Genomic DNA, 25,337 nt, shown 5'->3' on the forward strand with positions numbered 1-25,337 from the left:
CACCCCGATCATTAAAATTTATTTGGTCCAAAAAACAACGTGTTCAAAAATCCTGAGAAAATTAAGAAACTAAAGCAAACCACGTTAAACGTTAAAAAGATTGCGAATAACTCAGTTAACTTATTGTGCGGAATAACATCCTGGTGCTTCTTCTTAAACCGTAACCAAGTATCGTTAATTACCAGCGCACAGCCATGAAATAATCCATACGTAATGTAAAACCAGGTTTCACCATGCCAGAATCCCATAATTAACATATTGATGACATAACAGACGTTTGCCGTTGTCACCCGGCTTTTGAAAACTTTGTGTTTCATGAAGAAGAATACTAATCTCATAAAAATATAATCACGGAACCAAAATGACAGTGTCATATGCCAACGATTCCAAAAGTCCTTGATGTTCTTCGATTTAAAGGGCTGATTAAAGTTCACTGGCGTCTTAATGCCCATCAGATAACTAATGCCAACCGCAAACAAACTGTACCCGGCAAAGTCAAAGAAGAGATCCATACTGTAAACATACATATACGCAATGATATTCCATGAAAAGCCGTGTGCCATTAATGCGTGCCGCTCAATTCCCGGCATCAGCACGGTGCCAAAATAATAGGCCACAATAAACTTGTAAACAAAGCCTTGGAAGACGTACCGGACACCGGTTTGGATTAAATCGAGGTATTCAGCCCGCTCGGGAACCTTCTTGTAGTCTGTTTCAAACCGCCGGTACCGATCAATTGGCCCAGAAGAAATTGTGGGGAAGAATAACAGGAACTGACCAAACAGAATTGGATGAAATTCCTTGATGATCCCATCACGAGTCTCCATAATCGTCTGGACAACCTTAAAGGTGATGTAAGAAATCCCCAGAAAACCAATAATCGACTGCCGGCCACCCTCAATAGCTGGCGTTACTTTAACGATAACTAATGGCACAATCGCTAAAATCACTGTCATTACAAAGATCCACCCTTGATTGGCTGATCCTTTTTTCTGACGATAATGAGAATATCCCGCCACTAAGATGATTTGATAAATAAAATAGCCAATCAAGGCAATTCCCGTTTTCCAATTAGGCCCGCCAAACGTCAGTATTAGGAAGAAGAGGGAAATAATCGTTTGATACCCTCGAAACCGCCGACCGTACAGCAGCCCAATCATCAATGGAATGATGGCTAAGGCCAACCAAATAAAATAAGTTGGATTGCCATAGGGAATGAACCATCTCATTGCGTGTTAACCTCACTGATTACCGCCTTGATATCAATCTTCCCATTTGTACTTAGCGGTAGCGTTTTTCGGTAAACTAACTTTTGGGGGATCATATAAGCCATCATCATTCCCGCTAAGTTCTTCTTAATTGCCGATGTCAGCTCCAAATCGGTTTTAAAGTCGTTCTCCTCAGGAACAATGTACGCAATTAACATTGACACTGTATGCTGCGAGTTATACTTAGGAACAACCACAGCTTGCTTAATGTGTTCTTCCTTGCTGATAATCCCTGAAACATCTTCTAATTCAATTCGAAAGCCGTTAAGCTTAATTTGAAAATCCTTCCGGCCAAAGTATCTCAACAGCCCACCCTTTTCCATGGTGGTAATATCACCCGTTCGGTAAGCATTTTGACCATTTATCTGATAAAAAGCCTGAGCGTTTTTTTCTGGATTATTGATATACCCCTTAGAAACACTTGTGCCGTAGATAACTAATTCACCCTTATCCCCTTCTGGAAGGGCCTGACCTTGATCATTAACAATCCTGGCATGCATCTCAGGCTTCATATAGCCAATCGGCAATCGATCGTCTTTTTCAAGGATGGCCTGAGTAATTTCAACCTGGGTAATCGCAACGGTTGATTCCGTTGGGCCGTATGTGTTAAATACATGAGCGGCCGGGAAACGCTTTTTCAATGACACAGCCGTTTGATGGGTTAATTCCTCGCCACAAAATAGAAAGTGGGTTAAGTTTGGATAATGATCTTGATCAAACGTCGACTCTAACAAGCAAATATCCACGAAAGATGGCGTCGATACCCACACGTTAATCGGCAAACTCCTAAGAGCGGTAAATAAAACAATGAAATTATCAGTTGTCTTCTTTGAGAGAGCGTGTAAGGTTCCACCGCGAAAAAGGGTCGGGTATAAACTCATCACTGATAAATCAAATGAATAAGCAGGCTGCTGCAACATTTGTAAATCTACTGGCAACTTAAACTCGTCGCCAACCATCCACTCAAAAAAGCTTTGAAGGTTACGATAACTAATTTGAACGCCCTTTGGAACACCAGTGGTCCCGGAAGTAAAAATAATATAATAAGTCTGATCACCGTGAATCGCGTGGGTCAGGTGGTAATCGACCCGTTCTAAGAAAACCTGTTCCAATTCAGTCTGGTTGATCACTGGAATGTCAGGCAATTCCGCCGGCAACTCAGAAACGGCAATCGCTGCCACCGGTTTGGCGATGGCATTAATCATGGTTAATCGTTCCTTAGGCGAATTAACATCAACCGGAATGTAAGAATGTCCTGATTTGATAACCCCAATGAACGCAGCAATCATATCAAATGATTTTCCACCGAAAACAATGATTGGCTGGTTAATTGGCAGCCCCATTGCGTCAATGTGTTCTGCTAAGGCATCGGAGTATGACTTTAGCTCCGCATACGTATTTTGTTGCCCGTCGTAGTTATAGACAACTTTATCGCCATTGCTTTTGGCATATGAATCAATTGTGTCAATTAAATCTATCATCATTTGTCACCCTCTCAGAACTCATTGTAAATAAATTTAGCTTGATTAATCCCGCTATAATCGTATAAGTAAAACAGGACCATCATAATTGCAAAGTACACTAATGTGGTTACTAAGAACCTGACAGCTGGCTTCTCAAGCCATTTTTTAAAAGCCATTCGATCATCCCCTATCCGCATTCAAGCAAGCTTGTCACTCACCAAATCTGTAAATAATCTGACCGCTGGGTTCTGAACTGGCGCCGCCGGTCGATAATTGTTCGTCATCAAGACCACACCGGTATTACCGTTTCGGGTCATTAAAATTGAGGCTTCATAGCCATAACCAACCCCATGAGACCGAATCCCATTAGCCTGGTTATATACCCCACCACCATAGGTTGAGGAACTTCCAGGGGCATGAAGAACGGCAACCGCCCGTTTAGAAATAACCTTCCCCCGAAGGATTTCTCGCTCTGCTTTAAACAGATCCAGTGGGCTCATATAAACCTGACCCGTTCCAAGTTCATTTTGCATTTCTGATCGCTTTTCTTTAAACAGTTTTTTATAATTCTGCTTAGTTTGAGCCACGACTTGATAGCGATAGCCAACGGTTTTGTCCAAACTGGTTGGCCACTTTTGAACGAACCCAGTTCGTTGAAGATCAAATGGATAAACAAAAGCCTGGTAGAAATTATGCCGATAAGTCTCATGAGTGAGCTTGGAAATAATGCCAGCAAGTAAGACGTAGTTGACTGGCTGGTAACTCCATTGACCAAGCTCTGAGGATCGACTTGCAAGATTCTTCGCCGCAAAGTTCACAACCGATTTTTCACGCAACGGTTCACTTGCCCCGCCAGAGCTCAGTGATAACCCGGAATTCATATCCAGCAAATTACGAATCGTAATCCGCTTGGCATTACGAATTGCCGGGTAAAATTTAGCCAGCTTAGTATTTAACGACAGCCGGCCTTCCGTTATCAGCTTCATTACGCACACAGCAGTTAACGACTTTTGAATCGATAAAATTTGGTATTCCGAATTGGGGCGGTTAACCTGACGTTTCGCATAGTCAGCGTATCCAAACCCCTTTCGATAAATAATTCGTCCCCCTTTCACTAACAGGGCACTGCCAACAAAGTGATTTCTTTTCAAGTAATTAGTCACTCGTTGGGATTGGCTTAAGTGTTTCGTTGTAAACCCGTTGGTGGTGTCCTGTGATGCTTGCTGCTTATCTTTGCTCCGCACCTTCTTGACAGATTTAACTTTCTGCTGTGTCCGGGTTACCTGGGCTTCATGCTTTTGATATCGCCAATAGGAAAGGCCACCAACGGTACCAACAACCAGAAGTGTTAAGAATATGTATACATAAATCCGTCCTCGGTGCATGAATTTTCACCTCCATCTTATCAATAGATTACAATTTGATATCATTGTCACATTTCGGTAACATTGATCGTTTTTATTATGACGTGTAGTCAATAAATCACAAGGGATTTGACTTTTTAATTAACCGTTTACAAAAAGCTTTAACTTCTTTGGACTTTCTTTATAAGATATTGCATATTCGGCTATCGTTCGATTAATGAGATAGGAATAAATTGTAATGGGGGAATAATAGGTCGAATCTTGGGTAAGTAAAAAGAGCTAGAAGCAATGGTTACGCTGACTTTTAGCTCTTTAGGGATTGAAATTGGTTGTTTAGTTTGAAATTAGTTGGGAAGTAGATTGGAGACCGTTTACAAAACAGGAACTTCCACGTAAACATCTTTAGAAGAATGCTAATCTTATAATTTACTTTGACAATTATTCTAGGTAGCCTGATGAGTAGTGGTGAGAAGCAGGTGCTTGTCTGGAAATATAAGAGGCTACTTTTAACTAAATTTCCGCCATTACCTAGTGGAATGGTGCTCCGAAAAGCAGCTGCTAACAATATAAGGGCCCTCCCTCTAAAATCCCCAAAACCAGGATTTTAGAGGGAGGGCCCTTATATTACCGCAGCTAACCGCTTTTCTCCGCACACTTACTTTGGTAACACAATATCCGCCGGCTTTACCTCGGATCCAAAGTACGGTTTCAGCTGTGAATTATAATCTTTTACAAAGAATCCCTGCTTCGTTAACTTGGTAATTTCCTTATTCGTCCAGTCAAGCAGTGACTTGTTTCCCTTCTTTACAGCTGGTGAAATATAGGATTTCGGCCCAATACTCTTAATACCAACTGTGTATTTAGGATTGCTCTTTGACCATGCGTATAGGTAAGAATTATCGTCAGCTAACGCAACTCCTCGGCCATTCTTCAATGCGTTAAACTGCTGGGTCTTGGAATCAAACTTCAAAAGATTAACGTCCGGCTGTTTAGTTGTAAAGTAGGTTTCCGCCGTGGTTCCCTTCGTTACAATGACGTTCTTTCCCTTAAGCTGGCTTGCCTTTGTAATTGGTTTGCTCTTAGGCGAAACCACCCCAACAGAAACTTTCATATACGGCTTAGCAAAATCAATCACCTGTTTACGTTGAGGCGTTACCGTAAAGTTCGCGAGTACCAAATCAACTTTGTTGGAATTCAATGCATCAACTCGGTTGTTAGCGTTAACCTGTACGAATTTAACTTTAACGCCCAAGTCCTTCGCTACTTTGTGAGCCAAGGTAACATCATAGCCCACTCGTTTACCATCTTGGTTAACCCAACCATAGGGCGGTAGGTCGCCGAACACAGCAATTCGAATCGTGCCATTCTTCTTAATTTGCTTAACTGAACTTGGGTTATTACTGTTACTTGAACTTGACTTCTTTGAACTGTTGCCACAGCCAGCAAGTACCAGCAATAGTGTCGCAAAAACACTCATAATAGCAATTAATCTCGTTAATGATCGTTTTTTCATAATAATACCTCCAATTGAAAGTGAGCGGAGTCAGGCGCTTAGAAACCGGAGTGTAAGTCTCCTTCGAGAGAAATTCCTGGGCTTGGAATTTTTCTCGAAGGTGCTTACACGCAGGTTTCTGCCTGACGCAGCTGTCCTAATAATAAGTGAGCGGAGCAGAGCGCCTAGAAACTGGAATATAAGTCTCCTCGGACAGAAATCCCTGGTTTGTGGGAATTTCTGTCCGAGGTGCTTATGTGGAAGTTTCTGCTCTGCGCAGCTGTCCTCAAAATAAGTGAGCGGAGCAGAGCGGTTAACAACCGGAGCGTAAGTCTCCAGTGAGGGGAATTCCCGGTCCTGGAATTTTTCTCGCTGGTGCTTACGTGCAGGTTGTTGCTTTGCGCAGCTGTCCTCAAAAATCCATACTATCCAGAAATTCCTGAGCCCGATCGGTTTGTGGCTTTTCAAAGAACTGCTTCGATGGCGTCTGTTCCAAAATTTTACCATTTTCCAAAAATAGCACCCGGTCAGCAATTTCCTGTGCAAAATTCATTTCGTGAGTAACCACAATCATTGTCATGTTATCCGTATTGGCCAAATCCTTAATAATATTAAGAACCCCGCGAACCATCTCGGGATCAAGTGATGCGGTCACTTCATCAAATAGCATAAAATCTGGATGTAAAGCTAGGGCCCGGACAATCGCAATTCGCTGCTTTTGCCCACCCGACAGCATTCGTGGATAGGAATCCGCGTAGTCTTCCAAGCCAACTCGTTTAAGCAATTTAACTGCCTCTGCCCGAGCGGCGTCCTTAGATTGTTTTTGAACCTTTGTTGGTCCTAACAGAATGTTATCAATCACGGTTAGGTTAGGAAACAGATCATAACTTTGAAACACCATGCCAATTTTTTGACGAATTTGTTGCCAATTCTTTTCGGTTGGCGTTACTGTTTCCTCTTCAAAAGTGATCGTTCCATTTTGATAAGGTTCCAACCCATTAAGGCAGCGGATCAAGGTACTTTTTCCGGATCCAGACGGTCCAAGTAACGTCACAACTTCACCCTTATCAACCGAAAAATTAATGTCGTATAAAACATGGCGCTTTTGATAATATTTTTCTAAATGAGCTACCTGTAAAATTTTATCAGCCATTGGCCCTCGCTAGCCTCCTCTTCTCTAGTCGTTTTGCCCACCATGAAAGTGGGTAGTCAATCAAAAAGTAAAACAGAAAGATCAAGCCATACACCCAGAAAACACCAGTTGGGTGCGTGTGATTATTCGCTTCAATAATTTGTTGACCAATGTTAATGACGTCCATCACTGAAATCAGCATTAACAGTGACGTTGTTTTGATAACCCGGGTTGCCAAATTAATTGTAGCCGGAATTTCCAGCGTAATTGCTTGGGGAATGAGGACGTAACGATAAAGTTGGTACCGGTTCAAGCCAATCGCCAAACCAGATTCACGCTGGTGTTTGGGGACCGAAATTAACGCCCCACGCACAATATCACTCATTTCCGCGCCGACCCACAAGGCAAACACGAGCGTTGCCAATTGATCAGCCGGTAAATTAAAGTTCATCTGCTTTGGTAGGATGTAGTAAAACAGAAACAACAGTACAACCGTTGGCACGATCCGGAAGAACTCCAAATAAAGCCGAAGCACCAATCGCAGCAACCTACTCTTAAAGGTCCGCAAGACGCCTAAAACAATTCCTAAGATCAAGCCTAAAATCAACGCGACCGCGGCAATTTTAACCGTTACCCAGAGGCCGCCAAGCAAACGCGTAAAATTGGTTCCTTCAAATAAAACATTAATTCCCGAATGAGCCATAGCGAACCCTCTTTTCTAATAATGTCAAAATAATTGATAACGGGATCAAGATAATCGCGTAAGCCACAACTAATACAAACAAATACTCGTTTGAACGGTAATACATCCCAATCAGGTCAAGGGCCGTATTAGTTAGTTCTGGAATTGCAATAACCGTGAAAATCGACGTTTCCTTAATTAAAAAGATGATGTTAGCAGCCATCGCCGGTACACTTAACGAAAATCCCTGGGGGAAAACAACGTATCGTGCTAATTGCCATTGGCTAAGCCCAATTGCCTTGCCAGACTCTAATTGTCCTTTAGACACGCCGTTAAATCCGCCTGTAAACCCTTCTGCCATGTAACTGCCACCCAGGAAGATTAAGCCAATAATACCGCAAAGCTGAGCCCCAAACTTAATTCCAATCACCGGAAACGCATAATACAAGAAGAAAAGTTGAATTAGCAACGGCGTATTCCGAGAAATTTCAACGTAGACCGTCGCAATTTGATGAAGAATTGGAATTTTGAAGTATTGCAATAAACTACAAATGAGACCAACAATAATCGAACCAATAATCCCAATAAACGATAACCATAACGTCAGCACGAACCCTTTTTCAAACATCGGCAAACTTTGCTGGATAATTGCCCAGCTGTTCATCCATCATCATCTCCTCATCATTTTAAGTTACTCGAATTGACGGTCAAAAAAAACGTCCCTGCTAAATTAGCCATAGCCAACCTAGCAGGGACGTTTTACCGTGGTTCCACCCTTTTTTATACTCAGAAATTCTAAGTACCTCATTAGATGTTGCATGTTTAATAATTTAAATAACCTCGACTCCAAGCGCACTTTCAGCCATCCTGCATTCACCCTTTCACTATCGGTGATCGCTAATTAAGCGGCAACGGCGTACTCTTCTCTTCAACGTCAAGTTATTAAAAACCGTCAATCGGTTAACTCCTAATGTAAGGTTTCTAAGTGAAAAAGTCAACCAAAAAGTGAGCGGAAAAAAGCGCTTAGAAGCTGGAGCCTAAGTCATCTTGGGCGGAAATCCTGGTTTTGGATTTTTGACCAAGATGGCTTAGGTGCAAGCTTCTGCTTTGCGTAGCTGCCCTAAGAACAAGTGAGCGGAAAAAAGCGCTAGAGTGCGGAACCAAGCGGTTAGAAAGTGGCGCCTAAGTTAGGCCGTCCAGAAATCCCGGGCTTGGATTTTTGAACGGCCTAGCTTAGGTGCAGCTTTCTGCTTGGTGTAGCACGTTTCCGCAATGTTGCCAAGATACAATTCCCGGTTCTGGAATTTTTGCCGGTGGTGCTTATGCGCAGAGTTTTGCTTTGTGCAGCAATCCTATTTATAAATTCCAAGCCCAAAAATCAAATTTAATTAACTAAAAATCCCTGATCCCTAATTGTCTGCAGCAATTCCTTTCTAACGTCGTGGCCTCGTCCAAGTTCAGCAACAATGTGATGGCTAAACGATTCATCCCGACCGTTTGAACTTCGGCTCCCGTAATAGTCTGAAACGGTTTGGTTATAATCAGCCAATTGGGCGTTAAAATCAGCTGGCAGTTTGTAACTACCATCAAAATGCATTGCCGGTTGTGGCATCCGTGGTTTGATTTCTGGCTTATCCGCTGGGTAGCCAATTGCCAGCCCCAATAGTGGGAACGTCAATTCTGGTAAATCGAGTAATTCAATAACCCGTTTAGAATCGTTCAAAATGCTTCCCATGATCGTCCCACCTAAGCCCATACTTTCAGCAGCAATCAGGATCGTTTGGGTCGCAACTGCCACGTCAAAAACGCTAGCTAAAAACTTATCCGTTGTGTGCAAAATATAGGGGTCGGCATTATTGGCTTGGGCAATTTGCAGATTTCGGTACTGATCGGCAACCATGACAAAGTAATGACCACTATTAACCAGCCAATGATGACCAGTGATTTCTGCCAGCTGCTGCTTAACAGCTGGATCAGTAACACTCACAATTGAATATTGTTGGGAAAACGTACTGGTTGACGCATGTTGCGCAGCTTCAACTAATGTCGTTACTTGGTCCGCGGTTAATGCCTTATTTTGAAAATGACGGATACTAGTGTGGTTAAACAGTTGGTCTAAAATTACGTTATTCAAACGGGACATCTCCTAAATCAATATTTGAAATTTACTTTTTGTCATTTTAGGTTTACAATAATTCATATCAGATAATAATCATCACAAACTAGAGAGCAGGTGCGATGATGTCAAAAAAACGGTCATTATCTCAAAAAATTAACGTGATGCGGGCTTCTGTTATGGGCGCAAATGATGGTATCGTTTCAGTCGCCGGGATTGTCCTTGGTGTTGCTGCGGCAACCAGTAATAATTTTGCAATTTTTATCTCCGGAATTTCCGGCATGCTAGCTGGTACCGTCTCAATGGCAATGGGCGAATTCGTATCGGTCAACACCCAAAAGGATTCTGAACGAAACGCCATTACGACCCAAAAGCAAGCCTTAGCAGACTCATATGACAATGAGTTTAACACAGTTAAGGACAAATTGGTTACCGATGGTATTTCAACTGACCTCGCTCAGCAAGCCACCAAGGAAATGATGGCAAAGGATCCCATCAAAACGACCGTCCGCCAAAAATACGGGTTTACCGTAGGCGAGTACACCAATCCCCTTTCTGCTGCACTTGCCTCCATGATTTCGTTTCCAACTGGGTCAATTTTACCGTTGCTGGCAATTACCCTGTTTCCAAAACCCATTCGGATTCAGGCAACCTTCATTGCCGTGTTAATCGCCCTTGCCATTACGGGATACACGGCTGCTAAATTAGGGAATGCCAATACGCGCCACGGAATTGTCCGAAACGTCATTTCCGGTACGTTAACGATGATCGTCACGTTTGTGATCGGTACTTTGATTGGCAGTTAGGCAACATCGGTGGAGTTGATTTTTCTTATATACATCATCACTTATTAATCGTTACTTATTGATCAAAGCATGCTCAAAGAAGCAAAGACTGGAGGAATTATCCATGCTTAGTATTCACGCAAAAAAGAAAAAGGCCACCCAAACAATGGATGAAAAGCTCAACACATTGCGAGCTGGTGTATTAGGGTCTAACGATGGTATTTTGACGGTTGTCGGTGTTTTATTCAGTGTTGCCGTTGCAACAACGAATCAATTTACCATCTTTATCGCCGGACTTTCAGACTTATTAGCATGCGCCTTTTCAATGGCGTCAGGCGAATATGCTTCTGTCAGCACCCAAAAGGATACTGAACAATCCGTTGTCGAGACCGAGAAGGCCCTACTAAAAACCGATTATGAACAAGAACTACAAGTTGTATCAGACCATTACGTCGATGAAGGTGTTACCAAAGAAACCGCTGAAAAGATCGCCAAAGATCTCATGAATAAGAAACCACTGGAAACCATTGTCAGTATTAAGTACGACCTTCAACTCGGCCACTATATGAATCCTTGGAACGCAGCCTTCTCATCCTTATTTTCAGCTTCGGCTGGTGGCATTTTCCCACTGGTTGCGATGACCCTGTCTCCAGTTGCCTATCAATGGCCAGCAACTATTTTAGCAGTTTGTCTTTCGGTTGCGTTAACCGGCTACCTCAGTGCCCGCCTGGGAAATGGCCTTGTTAAAACGGCCATCATTCGAAACGTCATTGTGGGCATTATTACGATGATCATTCACTATTCACTTGGATTGTTACTTCAAGCTTAAGCTATTTTTTCGGGACCCCTGCGTATAATTGAGCCAAATGATTCGCGTCCACTTGCGGAATACTGCTATATAGGGTAGGGGCTGCCGCTTGCATAATCGAATGATTGTTTTGGCTGTGATTAAGCCCAAGATCATGTCCTAATTCATGCATGGCGACGCTTGCCTGTTGGTTAATGGAGGTGTATTTCATTCGAGTCATTGCCCCAGTTATTAAATAACTTTCATTATGGTCAGCAAACAGCGGCGGACCATTACCAGTTTGAACTCGCTGAACCGTATAACCCATTACCACACCGGGTTCAGCATCCCAGCCATCAGGTTCATCCCGGTAGTTCGTTCTAGTGCCAAGTACGATTTCAGCACGAGCCGTTTCATTAGTCGCAACCAAACTAACAACGCCGACATTGTTCCAAGCCTGGACAGCTTTTTGCCATACCTTAACGTAGTGGCGCGAAGTTGTCTTTTTGATTTTATATGGAATTTGTTTTGTCGGCCAGTGATAGTCCTTGCTTGGACTGTACATAGGTTTAGGATCAGTATCAGGAGTTTCAATTGGAGCCGACGATTGATAAATCGTAGCCGGCACTAGGTTGATGGTTAGGCTTCCAAACAAACCCAGAAACGCGAATGTAGCTACTAACCAGCTTACTAACCGCCTACCCCTAATTTGACTATCGTGATTAAAGTGCTTCACCGAGACTCCCCTCCTTAGTCGGTAGTTTTACATTTAAAACGAGTTGGTCTATCTTTAATCAAGTTTCTCAGACAATTCATTTGCGCCCCTTAATTAAACTATTGTATAGTGAAGTTATAACTTGTTGTTAGTTTTAGTAATGACTTGGTTCAGTGATATCAGAATCAATTCGAGGCCGGCAGCAGAAAAGGGGAATTATTTATGCATAAGAAGTTTAAGTTAATCACAGCGGCGCTTGCAACTACTGTCGTTGCGGGTGGGTTGGCATTAATTAGTAGCACGCCAACAACCACTGTTCAGGCCGCTAATACGTTTGCCAGCTCTGAAGTGAGTGGTCCAAGCGGCTATTTTTACAACTCCAAGATCGGGTTGGCCTTTCATTGGCGTAATCTCAAAACCAACCGCGGAGTACAAACAATCATGGTCATGGGTGATTTTAAGACGCCTAAGCTCACAACTGGCCTACCGATTGGTAACTCAATTAGTAAGGATAAACGTACCTTCACTGCAAATTATAAACAACTTACTAACAAGAATAAATTGACTAAAACAAATTATCAATTTAATCTCCGTAAACTTAGCACCAATAAGTATCAGGTGAAGGTTGCCAAATACGGTAATAGCCGCCTGCCAAGTAATAAGGGTAAAAATTACACGTTCTACCGAACTAAGAAGAGCCCAGCAAAGTCACTGGCAACTAAATTCACCCGGCCAACTTTAGAAAAAGCATTAAAAAAACAATACGATCAAAATGTCGAAGCTCAATATCAAAAAGCCAAAGCAGCCGGCCAAAATGTTAAGGACCCAGCAACCGATCCAGCAATTCAAAAGCAACGACAACAATACATTACAACTGGTATAAACAGCTATATTAAGCAGATAGTAAAGGCATTTGGCTGAGGTAATTTTGACGATAAAGCGCCAGCATTTAGCACTCTTCGCTTCAGAGTGCTAAATGCTGGTATTTTTTTGAACAGTGATTATTATAGAAGATGAAAGGTAAAGAAAGGGCAGTGGCAGTCAGAAGTTACCCTTTCAATACCTTGAAAATATTAATTTCGATAACTAAGGAGATTGGTATTATGGCAAATGATTTAATGAACCGTTTCGATTTGGATCCATTCTTTGATCGAATGACTCATCGTTTCTTCAATTCGAATGATCTCGACAAGGACTACGCCAACTTCGGAAACCTTAAAACTGATATTAAAGAAAGCGACAAAGACTATTCACTCAAAGTTGATGTTCCAGGAATCGATAAGAACAATATCCGATTAGCATACCAAGATGGTGTCTTATCCCTTAATATTAGCCAAGAGCAATCAAATGAACAAAAAGATGAAAAGGGCCGTGTTATTGCAAGTGAACGTAGTCACGGTGTTATGTCTCGAAGTTATCAATTACCTGGCGTTGATAAGGATCATATTTCAGCCCAGATTAACGATGGTGTTTTGAGTGTGACGTTACCAAAGCTTGCCGAAAGTAATGATAACAATGGCAACATTGAAATTCAGTAATCACTAAAAGAACGCTTTGGGGGAACGTGGTCGATCCGCGCTTCACCACCTTTGACGCTTGTTAAATCATGCAACAAGGGAGATTGGTATTATGGCAAATGAATTAATGAATCGTTTCAATATGGATCCGTTCTTTGATCAAATGGCTCGTCGTTTCTTCAACCCAACTGATGATCGTGATTATATGGATCAAAGTGCATTGAAGACCGATATTACCGAGAACGATAAGGATTACACCTTGAAAGTTGATGTCCCAGGGATTGATAAGAAGAATATTCACTTGGTATATCAAAACGACAATTTGGCATTGAACATTGACCAAGCTCAATCATCTGAAAAGAAGGATGAAAACGGCCGGGTTATTGCAAGTGAACGCAGTCATGGCGTTATGTCTCGAACCTATGAATTACCAGGTGTTGACCGTGATAACATCTCAGCTGAAGTTGTCAACGGTGTCTTGACAGTCACATTACCAAAGGCCGCTGAAGTTCAAGATCACAATAGCCAAATTGAGATTCAATAATTGGGTTACCATAATCTAAGATTTAAAAAGCAAACCATTTCGACAAGTTGCCGATTTGGTTTGCTTTTTTTGTTTATCCGTTATGTTTAGGACAATTTATTCTGTGTGACTTGGGATTGACCTGATAAACTGTTTTTTGGACGGTGTAACTAGATTGCTCTTGTTGCATAGATTAGGGCCGCTTTGCAAAGCAGGAGCTGGAACGTAAACGCCAAGCAGCATTGTGGAATGATGCTCCGAGAAGCAGATGCTAGATATCTAAGAGCGTATCTAACTGCCTCTCCCCTATTTAATGATTGCCCCACTCTCATATAGAGTAGGACCGCTCCGCAAAACAGAAGCCTACACATAAGCACCCCTAGCAAAAATCCCCAAAAACCAGGGATTTCTGCTAGGGGCGACTTATGTTTCGGCTTCTAACCGTTTTGCTCCGCTCACTTAATCCAGGTGCGCCGAATTCTGCAATCTAATCATATCGTAATAATATCCACGTTTCTGCATTAACTCATCGTTAGTTCCACGCTCAACAATTTTACCTGCATCTAGCACCAAAATCAGATCAGCATTTTGGATTGTCGATAACCGGTGGGCAATTGCAATTGTCGTTCTGCCTTGTTGAAGCTTGGCCAATCCAGTTTGAATGACCTGTTCCGTTTCGGTATCAATGTTTGCGGTTGCTTCATCAAGAATCAAAATTTTGGGATCCGTTACTAACGTTCTAGCAAACGAAATCAGCTGGCGTTGACCACTCGAATAGCTGGCGCCTCTTTCAATTACTCTGGCATCGTACTTATCCGGTAGCGTTTCAATAAACTGGTCAGCTTGCACAAATCGCGCTGCTGCTCTAACCGCTTGATCACTAATTTCTTCATTAAACATTCGAATATTTGAAGCCACCGTCCCATAAAACATGAACGGCTCTTGTAATACCAACCCCATTTTCTTGCGCAGTTCTGAGATTGAATAATCGCGAATATTCCGGTCATCAATTAGAATCTGGCCTTCCCCAAACTCATAGAATCGCATCATCACATTGATAATCGACGTCTTCCCGCTGCCAGTTTCGCCAACCAAAGCAACCGTCTGACCCGGTTCTGCCACAAACGAAACATCATGCAGCACCGGATTTTTACCGTCGTAAGAAAAAGTTACGTGCCAAAATTCGATTTTACCTCGAGTGATTTCGGCTCCATCAACCGGATGTTGTTGAGGTTCTAACGTATCATCATCCATAATTCTAAAAACTCGCGAACCAGCAACCACCCCATCTTGGAAATCGCTTAGCCGATCCATCATTTCAGACATTGGGTTGTAGAAGTTATTCAAATAAGTAATGAACGCATAGATGACACCAGCGGCTACGTAACTATGCAACCCACGAACACCAAACATCCCTAAAACGAGAACCGTTCCTAACGCGTAAAAGAGGTTAATCATTGGGTTCAGTAGCAACGAGTTAATTCGAATCATTGCCTTTCTGGTGTTGTAGTATTGGTCATTGGTCCCATTAAATTCTTGATTAATTCGTTTCTCTTGGCGGAACTGTTGAATCACGCTAATTCCGGTGATCCCCTCGGCCAGTTTGGCATTTAGGACACTCAAGCGTTCCCGCATTCGGCGGTACACCCGGGTACTATATCGCTGGTAGTACCAAACCATCACAAATAAAAATGGCATAAAAACAAGCAGCCACAGTGAGATCTTAATATCAACCACGTACATTGCAATAAATGAGGAAACCATCGCGGAAACCGTTACAACCAAGCTATTAAATAACGCCCAGAAGTTTGCGAATGCCATAGTATCATTCGTTAACCTGGATAAGATTGAGCCACTTGGCGTTTGGTCAAAGTACCTCATCCCTAAGGTGTGCAATTTCGAAAATAGTCTGCGTCGGGTATGTTCCAGCATATATTCAGCGCCCATTTCATACAGATAGGACTGCACAAACTGCATAATCGCCTTAACAATCATGCCAAATAAATATAACCCAGCAAAAAACCACATCACGGCAAAGTCAGTATGCCCAACTACTAAGTGACTATCCATATAAACTTGAATAATTCTCGGTAGGAAAATATTGATAACCGCAACGGCAATCGAAAATCCGACTGAAAAGTAAAAGTACCACTTATAAGGGGCGGCGTAGCGAAACAGTCTGCCAATAATTCGCATCTGCTCACCAAACGGAATGCTTTTTGACCATGCTGATTCGTGCTTTGAATTATCCATTCGCTTTGCCTCCCTTCACCTTTGTTTCGAGTTCTTGCCGTTCAAACATCTCACGGTACCAACCACCGCGGGCCATTAATTCTGAGTGTGTTCCCCGTTCAACAATTTGACCGCCATCAATCACCAAGATCTCGTCGGCGCCCATCACTGAGCTCAATCGGTGGGCAGAAATGATAGTCGTCTTGTTTTGACGCTCTGCATGGAGATTATCTAAAATTTGGGTTTCCGTTTCGGCATCAACTGCCGATAACGCATCATCTAAAATCAATAGTTCTGGATTAATTAACAGCGCTCTAGCAATCGCTAGTCGCTGGCGTTGACCACCGGACATAGAGATTCCTTCTTCACCGACCGCCGTATCGTAACCAGCTGGCATTCCTTGAATTTGGTCGTATAAATCACTCTTCTTGGCAGCTTGTTCAACCTGTTGTTGACTTGCATCCGGCCTAGCAAACCGGATATTCTCCCGAATTGTGTCGGAAAATAAAAACGTATCCTGAGGAACGTAGCCGATTGCCGGCATTAACGCATCTAGCTTGTAATGCTTAATATCAATGCCACCAAATTTAATTGACCCCTCATAGTTATCAAACTGACGTAAAATCAGCCGTAAAATTGTACTTTTACCGGAACCAACCTTGCCCACTAGACCAACGGTGTGGCCAGCAGGCACCTTGAAAGCAATATTTTGCAATGCAGGACGTTGGTCGTCAGGGTAAGAAAACGCCTTAACATCATAATCAATCTCACCACGTGGTGCTTGGTCAACGCCATCTGAATCATCAATCACGGCACTTTTTTGATTCAATAGGTCCATGACCCGGTCGTAGCTGGCATTACCTCGTTCCAAGGTGTTAAATAGCATCCCAACGGCAAACATCGGCCAAACCATCATGGCTAAATAGGAAACAAAAGAAACTAACGATCCGATTGTAATTGAACCATTGGTTACTAAATAACCACCATAAACAATCGTCACAACGTAGGACAAAGCAATGATCATCGTTGTCATCGGATCAAACAACGAATCCAGCCGGTTAACCCGGCGATTAATGTTAATCGTCGTTGCAACTTGATTGTTGAAATCAGCCATATCTTCCTGCTGCTGACCGAGGCCCTTAATGACCTTAATGCCGGTAATACTTTCTTCAGCCTTATTGTTAAGCCGAGAAAACGCCGCCTGCGAATCTCGGAAGGCAACATGGATTTTGGTTCCAAGGTACCTTGCCATCACCGCTAATAATGGAAACGGGATAATTGCAATTAACGTTAGCCGCCAATCAATCAGCGTGATCATTGCGATCAGGGTTGTCCCACCCGTAATCATTGAATCAGCAAATTGTAGAATCCCCCCGCCAGCAACTCGTTGAATTGCTGACAAATCGTTTGTGGCATGGGCCATCAGGTCACCGGTTCGGTATTTCTGGAAGAATTCCAAATCCATTTCGGTATAATGACGGAACAGACGATTTCTCAATACCTTTTCGAGCTTAGCCGCTTCCCCCCAAATCGCGGTTCGCCACATATAACGGGCACCGTACTGGGTAACTGCCGCAACCGTTAAAACTGCCAGCAAAATCCACAGGTTAGAAGCCGATAACTGACCCCGATGGATTGTATCGACTAACACCCCGATAATGCGTGGCGGCACGATGCCGACAAGTGCTGTTAACAGCAGGCCAAATAGGCCAACCAGGTAAATTTTCCATTCCTGCTTGAAGTACCAGCCTAACTTAATGAAAATACTCATGCTTCCACCTCTTAAAATTAGAAATTAATGAAATAATACAATTCTAGCATATATTGGGTAAGTTAACAGTATGTTAACACGATTGCCATTGCTATAGTGTCATTATAGTGTTACTATTTTGACATCAATTATCATGAAATTCTCATAATCAGCCAATGGAGGTAATTAAAATGTTCAGCGAAATTGGACAACTTATATTTGATAATGAAGCCGTCGCGAAAACCTCCGACTTTACAATGGGATTAGAAATCGAAATGCAGCGGGTCGACGAGATGGGAAATCTTAGTCAGGAACCCTACCCTGCCGCGGCCGGTGATGAGCAGACCAACCCGTGGATTACCAACGATTTTTTGGAAACCATGTCTGAAGTCGTGACACCACCGGCTGCCCACGCGCTAGATGCCATGCACTATCTCTACAGCATCAACACAGCGCTGCGGACCGCGCTTTCTCCTGGTGAGTTGCTCTGGCCATTATCCATGCCACCCCGACTACCAAAAGATAAAAGTAAGATTCCCCTGGCTAAAATGGGACCAAAAAAAGAAGCCTATTTAAAAGAATGGTTGAATCGCCATGGCTTTTCCGAGGGGACTCCTTCTGGCGCTCACGTCAATTTAAGTATTGATCCCCACGTCTTTAACCTAGTCGCTGATAATATGGCAGATCGCTTTTCCTCACACATTGAATTACAGAACTACCTTTATACCAAGATCGCCCAGGGCTTCTTACGATATCGTTGGGTCATTACATATTTATTTGGCGCCAGTCCGATTGCCGAAGCAAATTACTTTGAAGAAGGTGAAGGCCCAACCCACCCAATCAGAAGCATTCGCCAAAGCTCCCACGGTTTTGGTAACAAGTTCACTGGCGATTATACGAACGTTCAGCACTACGTTAACCAAATTGAGAACGGCGTCAAAGCAGGCAAGCTTATTTCGGACTATGAATTTCACGGTGCCGTTCGATTCAAGGGCAATACCAATCTCAAGGAGTTACCTAAAACTGGGGTTAATTACTTGGAACTAAGAATGCTTGACCTCGATCCAAGTAGTTCGGTGGGGATCAGGACTAATACACTCCGATTCTTCCGATTATTAGCCAGTTACTTCATTATGTCCCCCGGATTACATCCAGAAGACGTCAACCGAGTAATTGCGAGGGCCGATGAGATGAATGAAGAGGTCTCGGAAGAACAGCCAACTGCACCCTCAAAGTATCAGGCGGGTGCCAGAGCATTTTTACAAAGTCTTGAAATGTACGCTAACAAAATTCAACTGGGCCCAGAATACCAAGAAGAATTGGATGACTTAGAAGACCGCATTGAGAATCCCCTGACCACCCCAAGTGCGAAATTAATGACTCATGTAGAAAATGGCTCCTTAACAAATTACGCATTACGTCGAGCTAAACGATATCAAGAATCAGCGTTACAGTCAATCAGACCGTTTAAAGGATTTGAAAACAAGACGCGGTTATCCGCTGATGAGCTGAAGCATGAATTGTTCAAAGGAAGTTGGGAACCTGACCAGGATAAGCAGCGGAACTAACCTCAGTCCGTCTTAAAAGATGAAAGCAAAATTCACCTATTTTTCATTATATTGGCGTATACTCATTGAAATAGTTTTGAAGGGTACATTATTTGAACATGAGGGGTACTTGTTGGTTAGGACAGCTGTACAAAGGCTCTTTCCATAAATTAGCGATGTCTTGATTTACAAAGTAGTAAAAAGAACAATCAGTTTGATATATTCTTGACCGTGCTTTGAAAAGCAAACAATTGTTGCTTGAATGAAACATCAATAATCGCTGAATCATGGAAAGAGCCTGTACAAAGCAAGGATCTGCGTGTAAGCAGCTCAATCAAAAATCCCAAAATCAGGGATTTCTGGTTGAGGAGACTTATATTCCAGTTTCTAAACGCTTTGTTCCGCTCACTTTACTAGGACAGCTCCGCAGAGCAACAATCTGCGCGTAAGCACCTCTACCAAAAATCCCAGAACCGGGGATTTTTGGTAGAGGAGACTTACACTCCGATTGTTAACCGCTCTGCTCCGCTCACTTTATTTTTAGGACAGCTACGTCAGGCAGAAACTTCCATATAAGCACCTTGGTCAAAAATCCCCAAACCAGGGATTTCTGACCAAGGAGACTTATATTCCAGTTTCTAAACGCCTGACTCCGCTCACTTACTTTTAGGAGGGATTTATTTGCGTCCAAGAATTGCACTACCTGCCGACACGCTTGCCGAGGCAACCAACGTTATTAACGAACGCAACGCGGCGTTTGCACCAAGGCCTGCGATTGAAGCAATCGTGAAGTCCGGTGGCGTCCCCGTCATCTTTCCAAGTGTCAATCCGGAAGATGTTCGTGACTATATGACTCTTTTTGACGGCGTCTGCTTCTTAGGTGGCGCGGACGTTGATCCCACATTTTACGGGGAAGAGCCATTTCAAAAGTTGGGGATGACCTACCTCAAGCGCGATTTATTTGAAATCGAACTACTTAAGCAATCGGTAACTGCTGGTAAGGCAATCTTCGGGATTTGTCGAGGAATGCAGCTTATCAATGTTGGTCTTGGGGGGACCTTATACCAGGATTTATCTCAAGACTTGCACGCAACCTTGAAGCATTCTCAAGAAGCTCCCGGCAATATGCCATCACACCACATCACCGTTGATCCAAATAGTCGCTTGAACGACATCATCGGTCCCCGCCCTTACGTTAATTCCCGTCACCATCAGGCCGTTAAAGACGTTGCGCCGTACCTGAAAGTTACCGCTAGGGCAGACGACCAGGTAATCGAAAGCGTTGAATCCATTGATAATGATCAAATTCTGGCGGTTCAATGGCATCCCGAGAACATCTATAAGCACTACGAAGACTCCAAAAAGTTATTTAGAGACTTTGTTGCCCGCAGTAAGCGCGTTGCAGAAAAAACACGTGTTAACCAGTAGTTGCTCTGATCACGGAGATTGTCACTAATCAATTATCATATTAAAGGTCGACCCATTATTCTTTTCTGGGTCGGCCTTTTGGCATCTAATAAAACAATATCTCGCAAAATCCAACTAGCACAGCAGTCGATCCATCTACTGAGCTTGTGAATATGCTCTCCTATAGTAAGCTGGAACAGGTGCAACTACATCAATAGATCTCGCAATTACCATTACTTCATACATATCGCAAACCGAAAACCAGAAACCTCGAAATGAATCCTACTTTTTTAAGTTATTACACAATAACTGGGAAAGGCCTCTTTTTGCTGGTTGGCAATGGTGGTTAGGCCTTATTAATCCAGCGTTTTAGTCAATTATTTGATCATCATTAACCTCCTTGCCAATCAGGCAACCACCCTTACTTACCAAAAAACAATTGTGCTCGAACTTCACTTATGATATATTCACAAAGTAATAACAAGATAACTGATACATGATATGTCGCTTAACAATTTCTGGGGGTTAATTATGAACAAGACAAAAATCATCACAATTGCTTCAACCGCAACCATGGCATTGGCTATGCTGCCAATCACGACTCACGCCAGCGCAACGGTTCCATCAAAGATGCGTGGCGCTTGGTATCAAAACTTGTCATCAGTTAAACGTAGTAACCGCACTTACGTTAAAATGACAACTCATTCAATTAGTTACGGCTCCAACGCTTCTCATTCAGACTTCGCAGGTTCTAATTTACGAGTTGCTAAGTTAAAGCAAGGTTGGTACCGAATTGGTCCTAAGGCTTTCTCAATTGGTGACTTCAAAGTGAAAAAAGTCAAGATCGCCGGTAAGTACAACACATCTTTGCTGCAACGTTACATGGCAAAGTCACACTATGCCGAAGTTTTCGTTCGTGATCATGTGGCTTTACCATTGAATGATGCAAATTACTTTTTGAAGTAAACAGAATTTGTACTAAAGTAACATTAGTAGTTCTTAGTTAAAATTAAGCATTTTAAACCTAACTAAAGGCTTTGACATTGGACAATTAGCCAAATAAGCATCGCAAAACCAGCACCTTTCGCACTGGTTTTGTGATGCTTTTTCAATTCACGATTAATTATACCTATTTCTCAAACAACACCCGACCTATTTAAAAATATGCCGTGTTGTGTTTAAAACAGTTGCACTAACGTTGATCATTCTTAATAATCACATTAACCATTATCCGCTACTCAATCTCCACATTCATCCCCTGCCGCAGCTTCTCCAAAATGGCTTTCTGTTCTGCTGGATTTAAATTTTCAAAGCCAATTGTCGGGTTGTGAACTAAATCATCTTGATACCCCTTGGCGAAAGTTACCAGTAACTTGAACAACTCATTCGCCGCTGAATGGGTCCAATTAGTCATACGGGCGCTGGGCGTTAAGGTTGGGCTATCAATTTGTTCCTTTAGGGTGAAGCAGAGATGTTGGGCAGAAAACGGCACGAGAATGTCGGCACTAAACCGTTCTAACTGATCAATAAACTGCCAGGCCTCATCATGATACTGCGTACGATCCTGCGGCGATTCCAACGCAACTTCTTCGTTCATTTTCTCAGCAGTCGCAATCTGATCATCCGCCGTTGCCAAATCAAATGGTCGTTCAGCCACAAAGTACGCGAACATCAACCGAATCAAATTAACAGTTGCCGCCGAAATTCCGTATGGCTCAAATGGATTCAAATCAAACGTGCGAAATTCAATGTAGGAAATCCCTTGAGTGAGCAAATCCTTAATGTTAGTGCTTCGTTTCAAGCGAACACTACCATAATATTCCCGTTCAGCGATTAACGTGCCGGCCGCAGTTGCTTTCACAATTTGGTCAACGTAATCGCCAACGCTCTGGTAACTTGCTAAGAAACCATTACCAAACCCAAAGTGAGAATTCCGCAATGACCGCACTGGCTGATTTGGCGTCTGGGTATCCTTGGCAAAATAATTACTAAAGGCTTGTGGCGTCGCACCAAATAGGTAGGTGAGCAGCCAGCGATAGCGCATAAAACCAACGGCCGCTTGCAAGTACACCTGGTCAGTTGCTGCCTGGTTATCGATAATTCCAAGGTCAGCAAGTGCCTTATCAGTCAGCCCCACATTAATATGGATGCCAGTTTCAGCAGTTCGTTCAATTTTTCGAATTTGCGCCACCCGCTTGCGGTACTCATAATTGTCATGATTGGTCTTCGCAATCACAATGTCTGAATGATCGGCACGTAACTTGGGTGGCATGCTGTAAGGCCATAAATACTCATTACTCGCTAATGAACCACGCAGCGCTTGGTGATAAGCTCCCAAATATTTCAACGTTTTAGCCGTAGTTGTTGTTGGCGGGGTGATGAGCTCGGACTGGGTCTCTAAGAAATCGTTTTTAATGAAATGATGTTTCTTTTCATCTAACAGCCCATGGGGATAATCATTATGGCTCAGTTCCCCGTCCTTATTAATTCGATGGGTTTCAACTTCTAAGCCCACCTTCACATTGATTAAATCTGAAATTTTACTATTTGATTGAGATGTTTTCATAAGATCGCCACCTAATTATCAAACACCAGCAAGCCTACTTTTTCTGGTAATTATCCGGCTTACCCATCACGCCAAACAACCGTTGACGCAATTCATCAGCATCCATATCTGGCTGTTCTTGGAAGCCGGTAAATGGGTTAGGATTTTCATGCGCCCGGTTTTGATACCGATTCGCCATCGACAACCCATAAGACATCAGTGAACCATCAATTTCATGATCCATCAACGTTGCGGCTGGCGTCAACCGCGGGTTATCCAGACGATCCTGCATCGTATCCAAGATTTCTTGGTATTCTGGTCCCCATTGAATCGTCGCGCCAAATAGTTGTAGCTGATCAAGAAAGTTCTGGGCTTCATGATGATAAATGGTCTGCTGAGTTGGGCTTTCCATAGCAACGACTTCATTCATCGCCCGCCCTTGATCCAATTTCAAGTTAATCTTATCCGGAGTCGTTATCATCGGTGTCATCATAAAGTAACTCAGCAAGATTCTAAAGAAGCGAACCGCCGAAGTCCGGACACCTAGTGCCGTGGTAGGGTCCAAATCGAGCATTCGTAGCTCGATATAATCAGTACCATCCTTAACCATCTTCGTTAGATCACCGCTCATTGATTTCAACCGGACACTGGTATGGTACTCAGCTTCACTAAATAGCTTACCCGCCTGAATGTTTTGTTCAATATTATCGACGTATTCACGAACTGACCGATAGTTGTGAGAAACGTCAGATGTCAAACCATAGTGGGACGAGCGAATACTGCGCACCTCGTGGCTAGGTTGATCCTCATCAGGTTTAAAGTAGTTGTTCTCAGCAAAAGGACTATTCCCAAATAGATATGTAATCAACCAACGGTAATAACTGAAACCCTGTGCAAGCTTAATGTAAATATAATTCACAAATTCTGCGTATGATTTGTACTGGTCACGCTGCGATTGCCATACCGTCTTTAACACGTCATCATTAATACTAACGTTCAAATGAACGCCCACAGGTAGTCCCTGCGTATCACTGCGGGTTTTAATCCACTTTTCATAGTAAGCCCTTTGCTTGGGATCGACGTTGGCAATCGGGATGGTACTTTTATCCTGCGGCAGCACAGGTGGCATGCTCAGCGGCCAAAGCAGTTCGTTCGGTTCCAGGGCATTTCTTAAGGTATCATTAAGTGCCATCAAGTAGTGCATCGCATCAAACGACTTTCTAGCCGTCGGTGTAATGACTTCGCTTTGAACCTGATAGACGTCGGTTTTGATGAAGTGATTTTTGCGTTGATTGCCCAATAGTTTAGGGTAGGGTTCCTTGGTAAGCTGCCCGGCTGAATTCACTCGAATGGTTTCAACCTCAATTCCCATGTTAAAATCACTCGCACTGGCAACAATTTCATTATTAAATATGGTCTGGCCGATTTCGTCAAACATAGACATCCCTCCTTAAAGTAAAGTGAGCGGAACAAAGCGGTTAGAAGCTGGAGCCTAAGCAGTCTTGCCCGAAAATCCTGGTTTTGGATTTTTGGGTAAGATTGCTTAGGTGCAAGCTTCTACTTTGTGCAGCTGTCCTAGTAAAGTGAGCGGAACAAAGCGGTTAGGGATCGGAGTGTGAGTCTCCACTAACGAAAATCCTGGTTTTGGGAATTTTTGTTAGCGGTGCTTACGCGTAGATCTTTGGCTGACGCAGCCGTCTTAGCTTGTGCAACATGTAAAAACTTATTACAACGATGTTGAGAAAGCTCGGTATTTTAATGTACCGGGACTGTCGGTTAGTTTTCGAAAAATGAATCCGTGATGATCGTGCGGAATTTCTCCTAGTTTGGCCGTCTTTACTTCCCAAATATTGTTAATGCCATGATATAATATGATTATCGAATCTGAGTATCAGGGGGGATCCAAATGGTTTTGGCCGGGGTGAAGTTAAGAATCTATCCAAATCAGGACCAACAGCTCAAAATTAAACAGAACTTTGGCTATAATCGGTTTGTCTGGAACCAAATGTTAA

23 protein-coding genes are annotated in these 25,337 nt (G+C 42.9%); 9 read left to right on the forward strand and 14 right to left on the reverse strand.

Annotated features, from left to right (window positions below; genetic code table 11):
* Positions 1-11: 11 nt before the first annotated feature.
* The 9 genes from dltB to FC98_RS05250 form a co-directional block, all read right to left on the reverse strand.
* On the reverse strand, positions 12-1,229 hold the full coding sequence (gene dltB / locus FC98_RS05210) for a D-alanyl-lipoteichoic acid biosynthesis protein DltB (RefSeq protein WP_008856469.1): 1,218 nt from the start codon (positions 1,227-1,229) through the stop codon (positions 12-14).
* A complete protein-coding gene (gene dltA / locus FC98_RS05215) occupies positions 1,226-2,752 on the reverse strand; it encodes a D-alanine--poly(phosphoribitol) ligase subunit DltA (RefSeq protein ID WP_056949289.1) in 1,527 nt (508 codons plus the stop codon). Before dltA ends, dltB begins: the two co-directional genes overlap by 4 nt.
* A gap of 11 nt (positions 2,753-2,763) precedes the next feature.
* A complete protein-coding gene (locus tag FC98_RS05220; RefSeq protein ID WP_040471334.1) occupies positions 2,764-2,907 on the reverse strand; it encodes a teichoic acid D-Ala incorporation-associated protein DltX in 144 nt (47 codons plus the stop codon).
* Between the two features lie 21 nt (positions 2,908-2,928).
* The gene (locus FC98_RS05225; RefSeq protein WP_056949290.1) at positions 2,929-4,116 is read right to left on the reverse strand and encodes a serine hydrolase domain-containing protein; all 1,188 of its coding nucleotides are present in this window, start codon (positions 4,114-4,116) and stop codon (positions 2,929-2,931) included.
* 634 nt (positions 4,117-4,750) lie between these two features.
* Positions 4,751-5,608: a transporter substrate-binding domain-containing protein gene (locus FC98_RS05230; RefSeq protein WP_008858279.1), complete on the reverse strand. Its 858-nt coding sequence runs from the start codon at positions 5,606-5,608 to the stop codon at positions 4,751-4,753.
* Positions 5,609-5,999: 391 nt separating this feature from the next.
* The gene (locus FC98_RS05235) at positions 6,000-6,740 is read right to left on the reverse strand and encodes an amino acid ABC transporter ATP-binding protein (protein ID WP_008858281.1); all 741 of its coding nucleotides are present in this window, start codon (positions 6,738-6,740) and stop codon (positions 6,000-6,002) included.
* The gene (locus FC98_RS05240) at positions 6,733-7,422 is read right to left on the reverse strand and encodes an amino acid ABC transporter permease (protein WP_056949291.1); all 690 of its coding nucleotides are present in this window, start codon (positions 7,420-7,422) and stop codon (positions 6,733-6,735) included. The genes FC98_RS05235 and FC98_RS05240 overlap by 8 nt, the downstream gene beginning before the upstream one ends.
* Positions 7,403-8,065 carry an amino acid ABC transporter permease gene (locus FC98_RS05245; RefSeq protein WP_008858283.1) on the reverse strand — a complete coding sequence of 221 codons (663 nt, stop codon included), beginning with the start codon at positions 8,063-8,065 and terminating at the stop codon, positions 7,403-7,405. The genes FC98_RS05240 and FC98_RS05245 overlap by 20 nt, the downstream gene beginning before the upstream one ends.
* A 720-nt stretch (positions 8,066-8,785) precedes the next feature.
* On the reverse strand, positions 8,786-9,544 hold the full coding sequence (locus FC98_RS05250; protein ID WP_054656004.1) for an NADPH-dependent oxidoreductase: 759 nt from the start codon (positions 9,542-9,544) through the stop codon (positions 8,786-8,788).
* 98 nt (positions 9,545-9,642) lie between these two features.
* On the opposite strand from FC98_RS05250, the gene FC98_RS05255 reads away from it, so the two are divergent.
* Entirely contained in the window at positions 9,643-10,323 is a 681-nt protein-coding gene (locus FC98_RS05255) for a VIT1/CCC1 transporter family protein (RefSeq protein ID WP_040471998.1), read from the forward strand.
* A gap of 103 nt (positions 10,324-10,426) precedes the next feature.
* Positions 10,427-11,131 carry a VIT1/CCC1 transporter family protein gene (locus FC98_RS05260; RefSeq protein WP_056949292.1) on the forward strand — a complete coding sequence of 235 codons (705 nt, stop codon included), beginning with the start codon at positions 10,427-10,429 and terminating at the stop codon, positions 11,129-11,131.
* 1 nt (position 11,132) lies between these two features.
* Here FC98_RS05260 and FC98_RS05265 read toward each other — a convergent pair whose 3' ends face one another.
* Positions 11,133-11,825: a matrixin family metalloprotease gene (locus tag FC98_RS05265; protein ID WP_054656010.1), complete on the reverse strand. Its 693-nt coding sequence runs from the start codon at positions 11,823-11,825 to the stop codon at positions 11,133-11,135.
* Positions 11,826-12,026: 201 nt separating this feature from the next.
* Here FC98_RS05265 and FC98_RS05270 point away from each other — a divergent pair, with 201 nt between their 5' ends.
* From FC98_RS05270 to FC98_RS05280, 3 genes are all read left to right on the forward strand, one after another.
* On the forward strand, positions 12,027-12,725 hold the full coding sequence (locus FC98_RS05270; RefSeq protein ID WP_008858290.1) for a hypothetical protein: 699 nt from the start codon (positions 12,027-12,029) through the stop codon (positions 12,723-12,725).
* A gap of 182 nt (positions 12,726-12,907) precedes the next feature.
* A complete protein-coding gene (locus FC98_RS05275; RefSeq protein ID WP_040471999.1) occupies positions 12,908-13,342 on the forward strand; it encodes an Hsp20/alpha crystallin family protein in 435 nt (144 codons plus the stop codon).
* Between the two features lie 91 nt (positions 13,343-13,433).
* Positions 13,434-13,865, forward strand: coding sequence for an Hsp20/alpha crystallin family protein (locus FC98_RS05280; RefSeq protein ID WP_008858292.1), 432 nt, complete (start codon positions 13,434-13,436; stop codon positions 13,863-13,865).
* Positions 13,866-14,303: 438 nt separating this feature from the next.
* On the opposite strand, the gene FC98_RS05285 is transcribed toward FC98_RS05280, so the two are convergent.
* Both FC98_RS05285 and FC98_RS05290 read right to left on the reverse strand, forming a co-directional pair.
* Positions 14,304-16,097 (reverse strand): ABC transporter ATP-binding protein, encoded by a 1,794-nt coding sequence (locus tag FC98_RS05285; protein ID WP_056949293.1) that lies wholly within the window; start codon positions 16,095-16,097, stop codon positions 14,304-14,306.
* Positions 16,090-17,847 carry an ABC transporter ATP-binding protein gene (locus FC98_RS05290; RefSeq protein WP_054656012.1) on the reverse strand — a complete coding sequence of 586 codons (1,758 nt, stop codon included), beginning with the start codon at positions 17,845-17,847 and terminating at the stop codon, positions 16,090-16,092. Before FC98_RS05290 ends, FC98_RS05285 begins: the two co-directional genes overlap by 8 nt.
* Before the next feature lie 170 nt (positions 17,848-18,017).
* On the opposite strand from FC98_RS05290, the gene FC98_RS05295 reads away from it, so the two are divergent.
* The 3 genes from FC98_RS05295 to FC98_RS05305 all read left to right on the forward strand — a co-directional run bounded on the left by FC98_RS05295 (position 18,018) and on the right by FC98_RS05305 (position 21,746).
* Positions 18,018-19,394 carry a glutamate--cysteine ligase gene (locus tag FC98_RS05295; RefSeq protein ID WP_056949294.1) on the forward strand — a complete coding sequence of 459 codons (1,377 nt, stop codon included), beginning with the start codon at positions 18,018-18,020 and terminating at the stop codon, positions 19,392-19,394.
* A gap of 660 nt (positions 19,395-20,054) precedes the next feature.
* Positions 20,055-20,801 carry a gamma-glutamyl-gamma-aminobutyrate hydrolase family protein gene (locus FC98_RS05300; RefSeq protein WP_008858467.1) on the forward strand — a complete coding sequence of 249 codons (747 nt, stop codon included), beginning with the start codon at positions 20,055-20,057 and terminating at the stop codon, positions 20,799-20,801.
* A gap of 510 nt (positions 20,802-21,311) precedes the next feature.
* Positions 21,312-21,746 (forward strand): hypothetical protein, encoded by a 435-nt coding sequence (locus tag FC98_RS05305; protein ID WP_040472082.1) that lies wholly within the window; start codon positions 21,312-21,314, stop codon positions 21,744-21,746.
* 268 nt (positions 21,747-22,014) lie between these two features.
* On the opposite strand, the gene FC98_RS05310 is transcribed toward FC98_RS05305, so the two are convergent.
* Positions 22,015-23,346, reverse strand: coding sequence for a glutamate--cysteine ligase (locus FC98_RS05310; RefSeq protein WP_008858469.1), 1,332 nt, complete (start codon positions 23,344-23,346; stop codon positions 22,015-22,017).
* Between the two features lie 34 nt (positions 23,347-23,380).
* A complete protein-coding gene (locus FC98_RS05315; RefSeq protein WP_008858470.1) occupies positions 23,381-24,763 on the reverse strand; it encodes a glutamate--cysteine ligase in 1,383 nt (460 codons plus the stop codon).
* A 468-nt stretch (positions 24,764-25,231) separates the two neighbouring features.
* On the opposite strand from FC98_RS05315, the gene FC98_RS14190 reads away from it, so the two are divergent.
* On the forward strand, positions 25,232-25,337 hold a 106-nt coding region (locus FC98_RS14190), incomplete at its 3' end, for a helix-turn-helix domain-containing protein (RefSeq protein ID WP_156637218.1).

Origin of the sequence: Lentilactobacillus kisonensis DSM 19906 = JCM 15041, from assembly GCF_001434135.1 — a bacterium.
Taxonomy (GTDB): domain Bacteria; phylum Bacillota; class Bacilli; order Lactobacillales; family Lactobacillaceae; genus Lentilactobacillus; species Lentilactobacillus kisonensis.

What these genes read in the sequence shown, in the direction of transcription:
- FC98_RS05255 (WP_040471998.1), top strand. Translation starts at nt 9,643, where the DNA reads ATGTCAAAAAAACGGTCATTATCTCAAAAAATTAACGTGATGCGGGCT.
- FC98_RS05245 (WP_008858283.1), bottom strand. Translation starts at nt 8,065, where the DNA reads ATGAACAGCTGGGCAATTATCCAGCAAAGTTTGCCGATGTTTGAAAAA.
- FC98_RS05235 (WP_008858281.1), bottom strand. Translation starts at nt 6,740, where the DNA reads ATGGCTGATAAAATTTTACAGGTAGCTCATTTAGAAAAATATTATCAA.
- FC98_RS05295 (WP_056949294.1), top strand. Translation starts at nt 18,018, where the DNA reads ATGTTCAGCGAAATTGGACAACTTATATTTGATAATGAAGCCGTCGCG.
- FC98_RS05285 (WP_056949293.1), bottom strand. Translation starts at nt 16,097, where the DNA reads ATGGATAATTCAAAGCACGAATCAGCATGGTCAAAAAGCATTCCGTTT.
- FC98_RS05230 (WP_008858279.1), bottom strand. Translation starts at nt 5,608, where the DNA reads ATGAAAAAACGATCATTAACGAGATTAATTGCTATTATGAGTGTTTTT.
- FC98_RS05260 (WP_056949292.1), top strand. Translation starts at nt 10,427, where the DNA reads ATGCTTAGTATTCACGCAAAAAAGAAAAAGGCCACCCAAACAATGGAT.
- FC98_RS05250 (WP_054656004.1), bottom strand. Translation starts at nt 9,544, where the DNA reads ATGTCCCGTTTGAATAACGTAATTTTAGACCAACTGTTTAACCACACT.
- FC98_RS05310 (WP_008858469.1), bottom strand. Translation starts at nt 23,346, where the DNA reads ATGAAAACATCTCAATCAAATAGTAAAATTTCAGATTTAATCAATGTG.
- dltA (WP_056949289.1), bottom strand. Translation starts at nt 2,752, where the DNA reads ATGATGATAGATTTAATTGACACAATTGATTCATATGCCAAAAGCAAT.
- FC98_RS05225 (WP_056949290.1), bottom strand. Translation starts at nt 4,116, where the DNA reads ATGCACCGAGGACGGATTTATGTATACATATTCTTAACACTTCTGGTT.
- FC98_RS05280 (WP_008858292.1), top strand. Translation starts at nt 13,434, where the DNA reads ATGGCAAATGAATTAATGAATCGTTTCAATATGGATCCGTTCTTTGAT.
- FC98_RS05270 (WP_008858290.1), top strand. Translation starts at nt 12,027, where the DNA reads ATGCATAAGAAGTTTAAGTTAATCACAGCGGCGCTTGCAACTACTGTC.
- FC98_RS05290 (WP_054656012.1), bottom strand. Translation starts at nt 17,847, where the DNA reads ATGAGTATTTTCATTAAGTTAGGCTGGTACTTCAAGCAGGAATGGAAA.
- FC98_RS05315 (WP_008858470.1), bottom strand. Translation starts at nt 24,763, where the DNA reads ATGTTTGACGAAATCGGCCAGACCATATTTAATAATGAAATTGTTGCC.
- dltB (WP_008856469.1), bottom strand. Translation starts at nt 1,229, where the DNA reads ATGAGATGGTTCATTCCCTATGGCAATCCAACTTATTTTATTTGGTTG.
- FC98_RS05220 (WP_040471334.1), bottom strand. Translation starts at nt 2,907, where the DNA reads ATGGCTTTTAAAAAATGGCTTGAGAAGCCAGCTGTCAGGTTCTTAGTA.
- FC98_RS05240 (WP_056949291.1), bottom strand. Translation starts at nt 7,422, where the DNA reads ATGGCTCATTCGGGAATTAATGTTTTATTTGAAGGAACCAATTTTACG.
- FC98_RS05305 (WP_040472082.1), top strand. Translation starts at nt 21,312, where the DNA reads ATGAACAAGACAAAAATCATCACAATTGCTTCAACCGCAACCATGGCA.
- FC98_RS05275 (WP_040471999.1), top strand. Translation starts at nt 12,908, where the DNA reads ATGGCAAATGATTTAATGAACCGTTTCGATTTGGATCCATTCTTTGAT.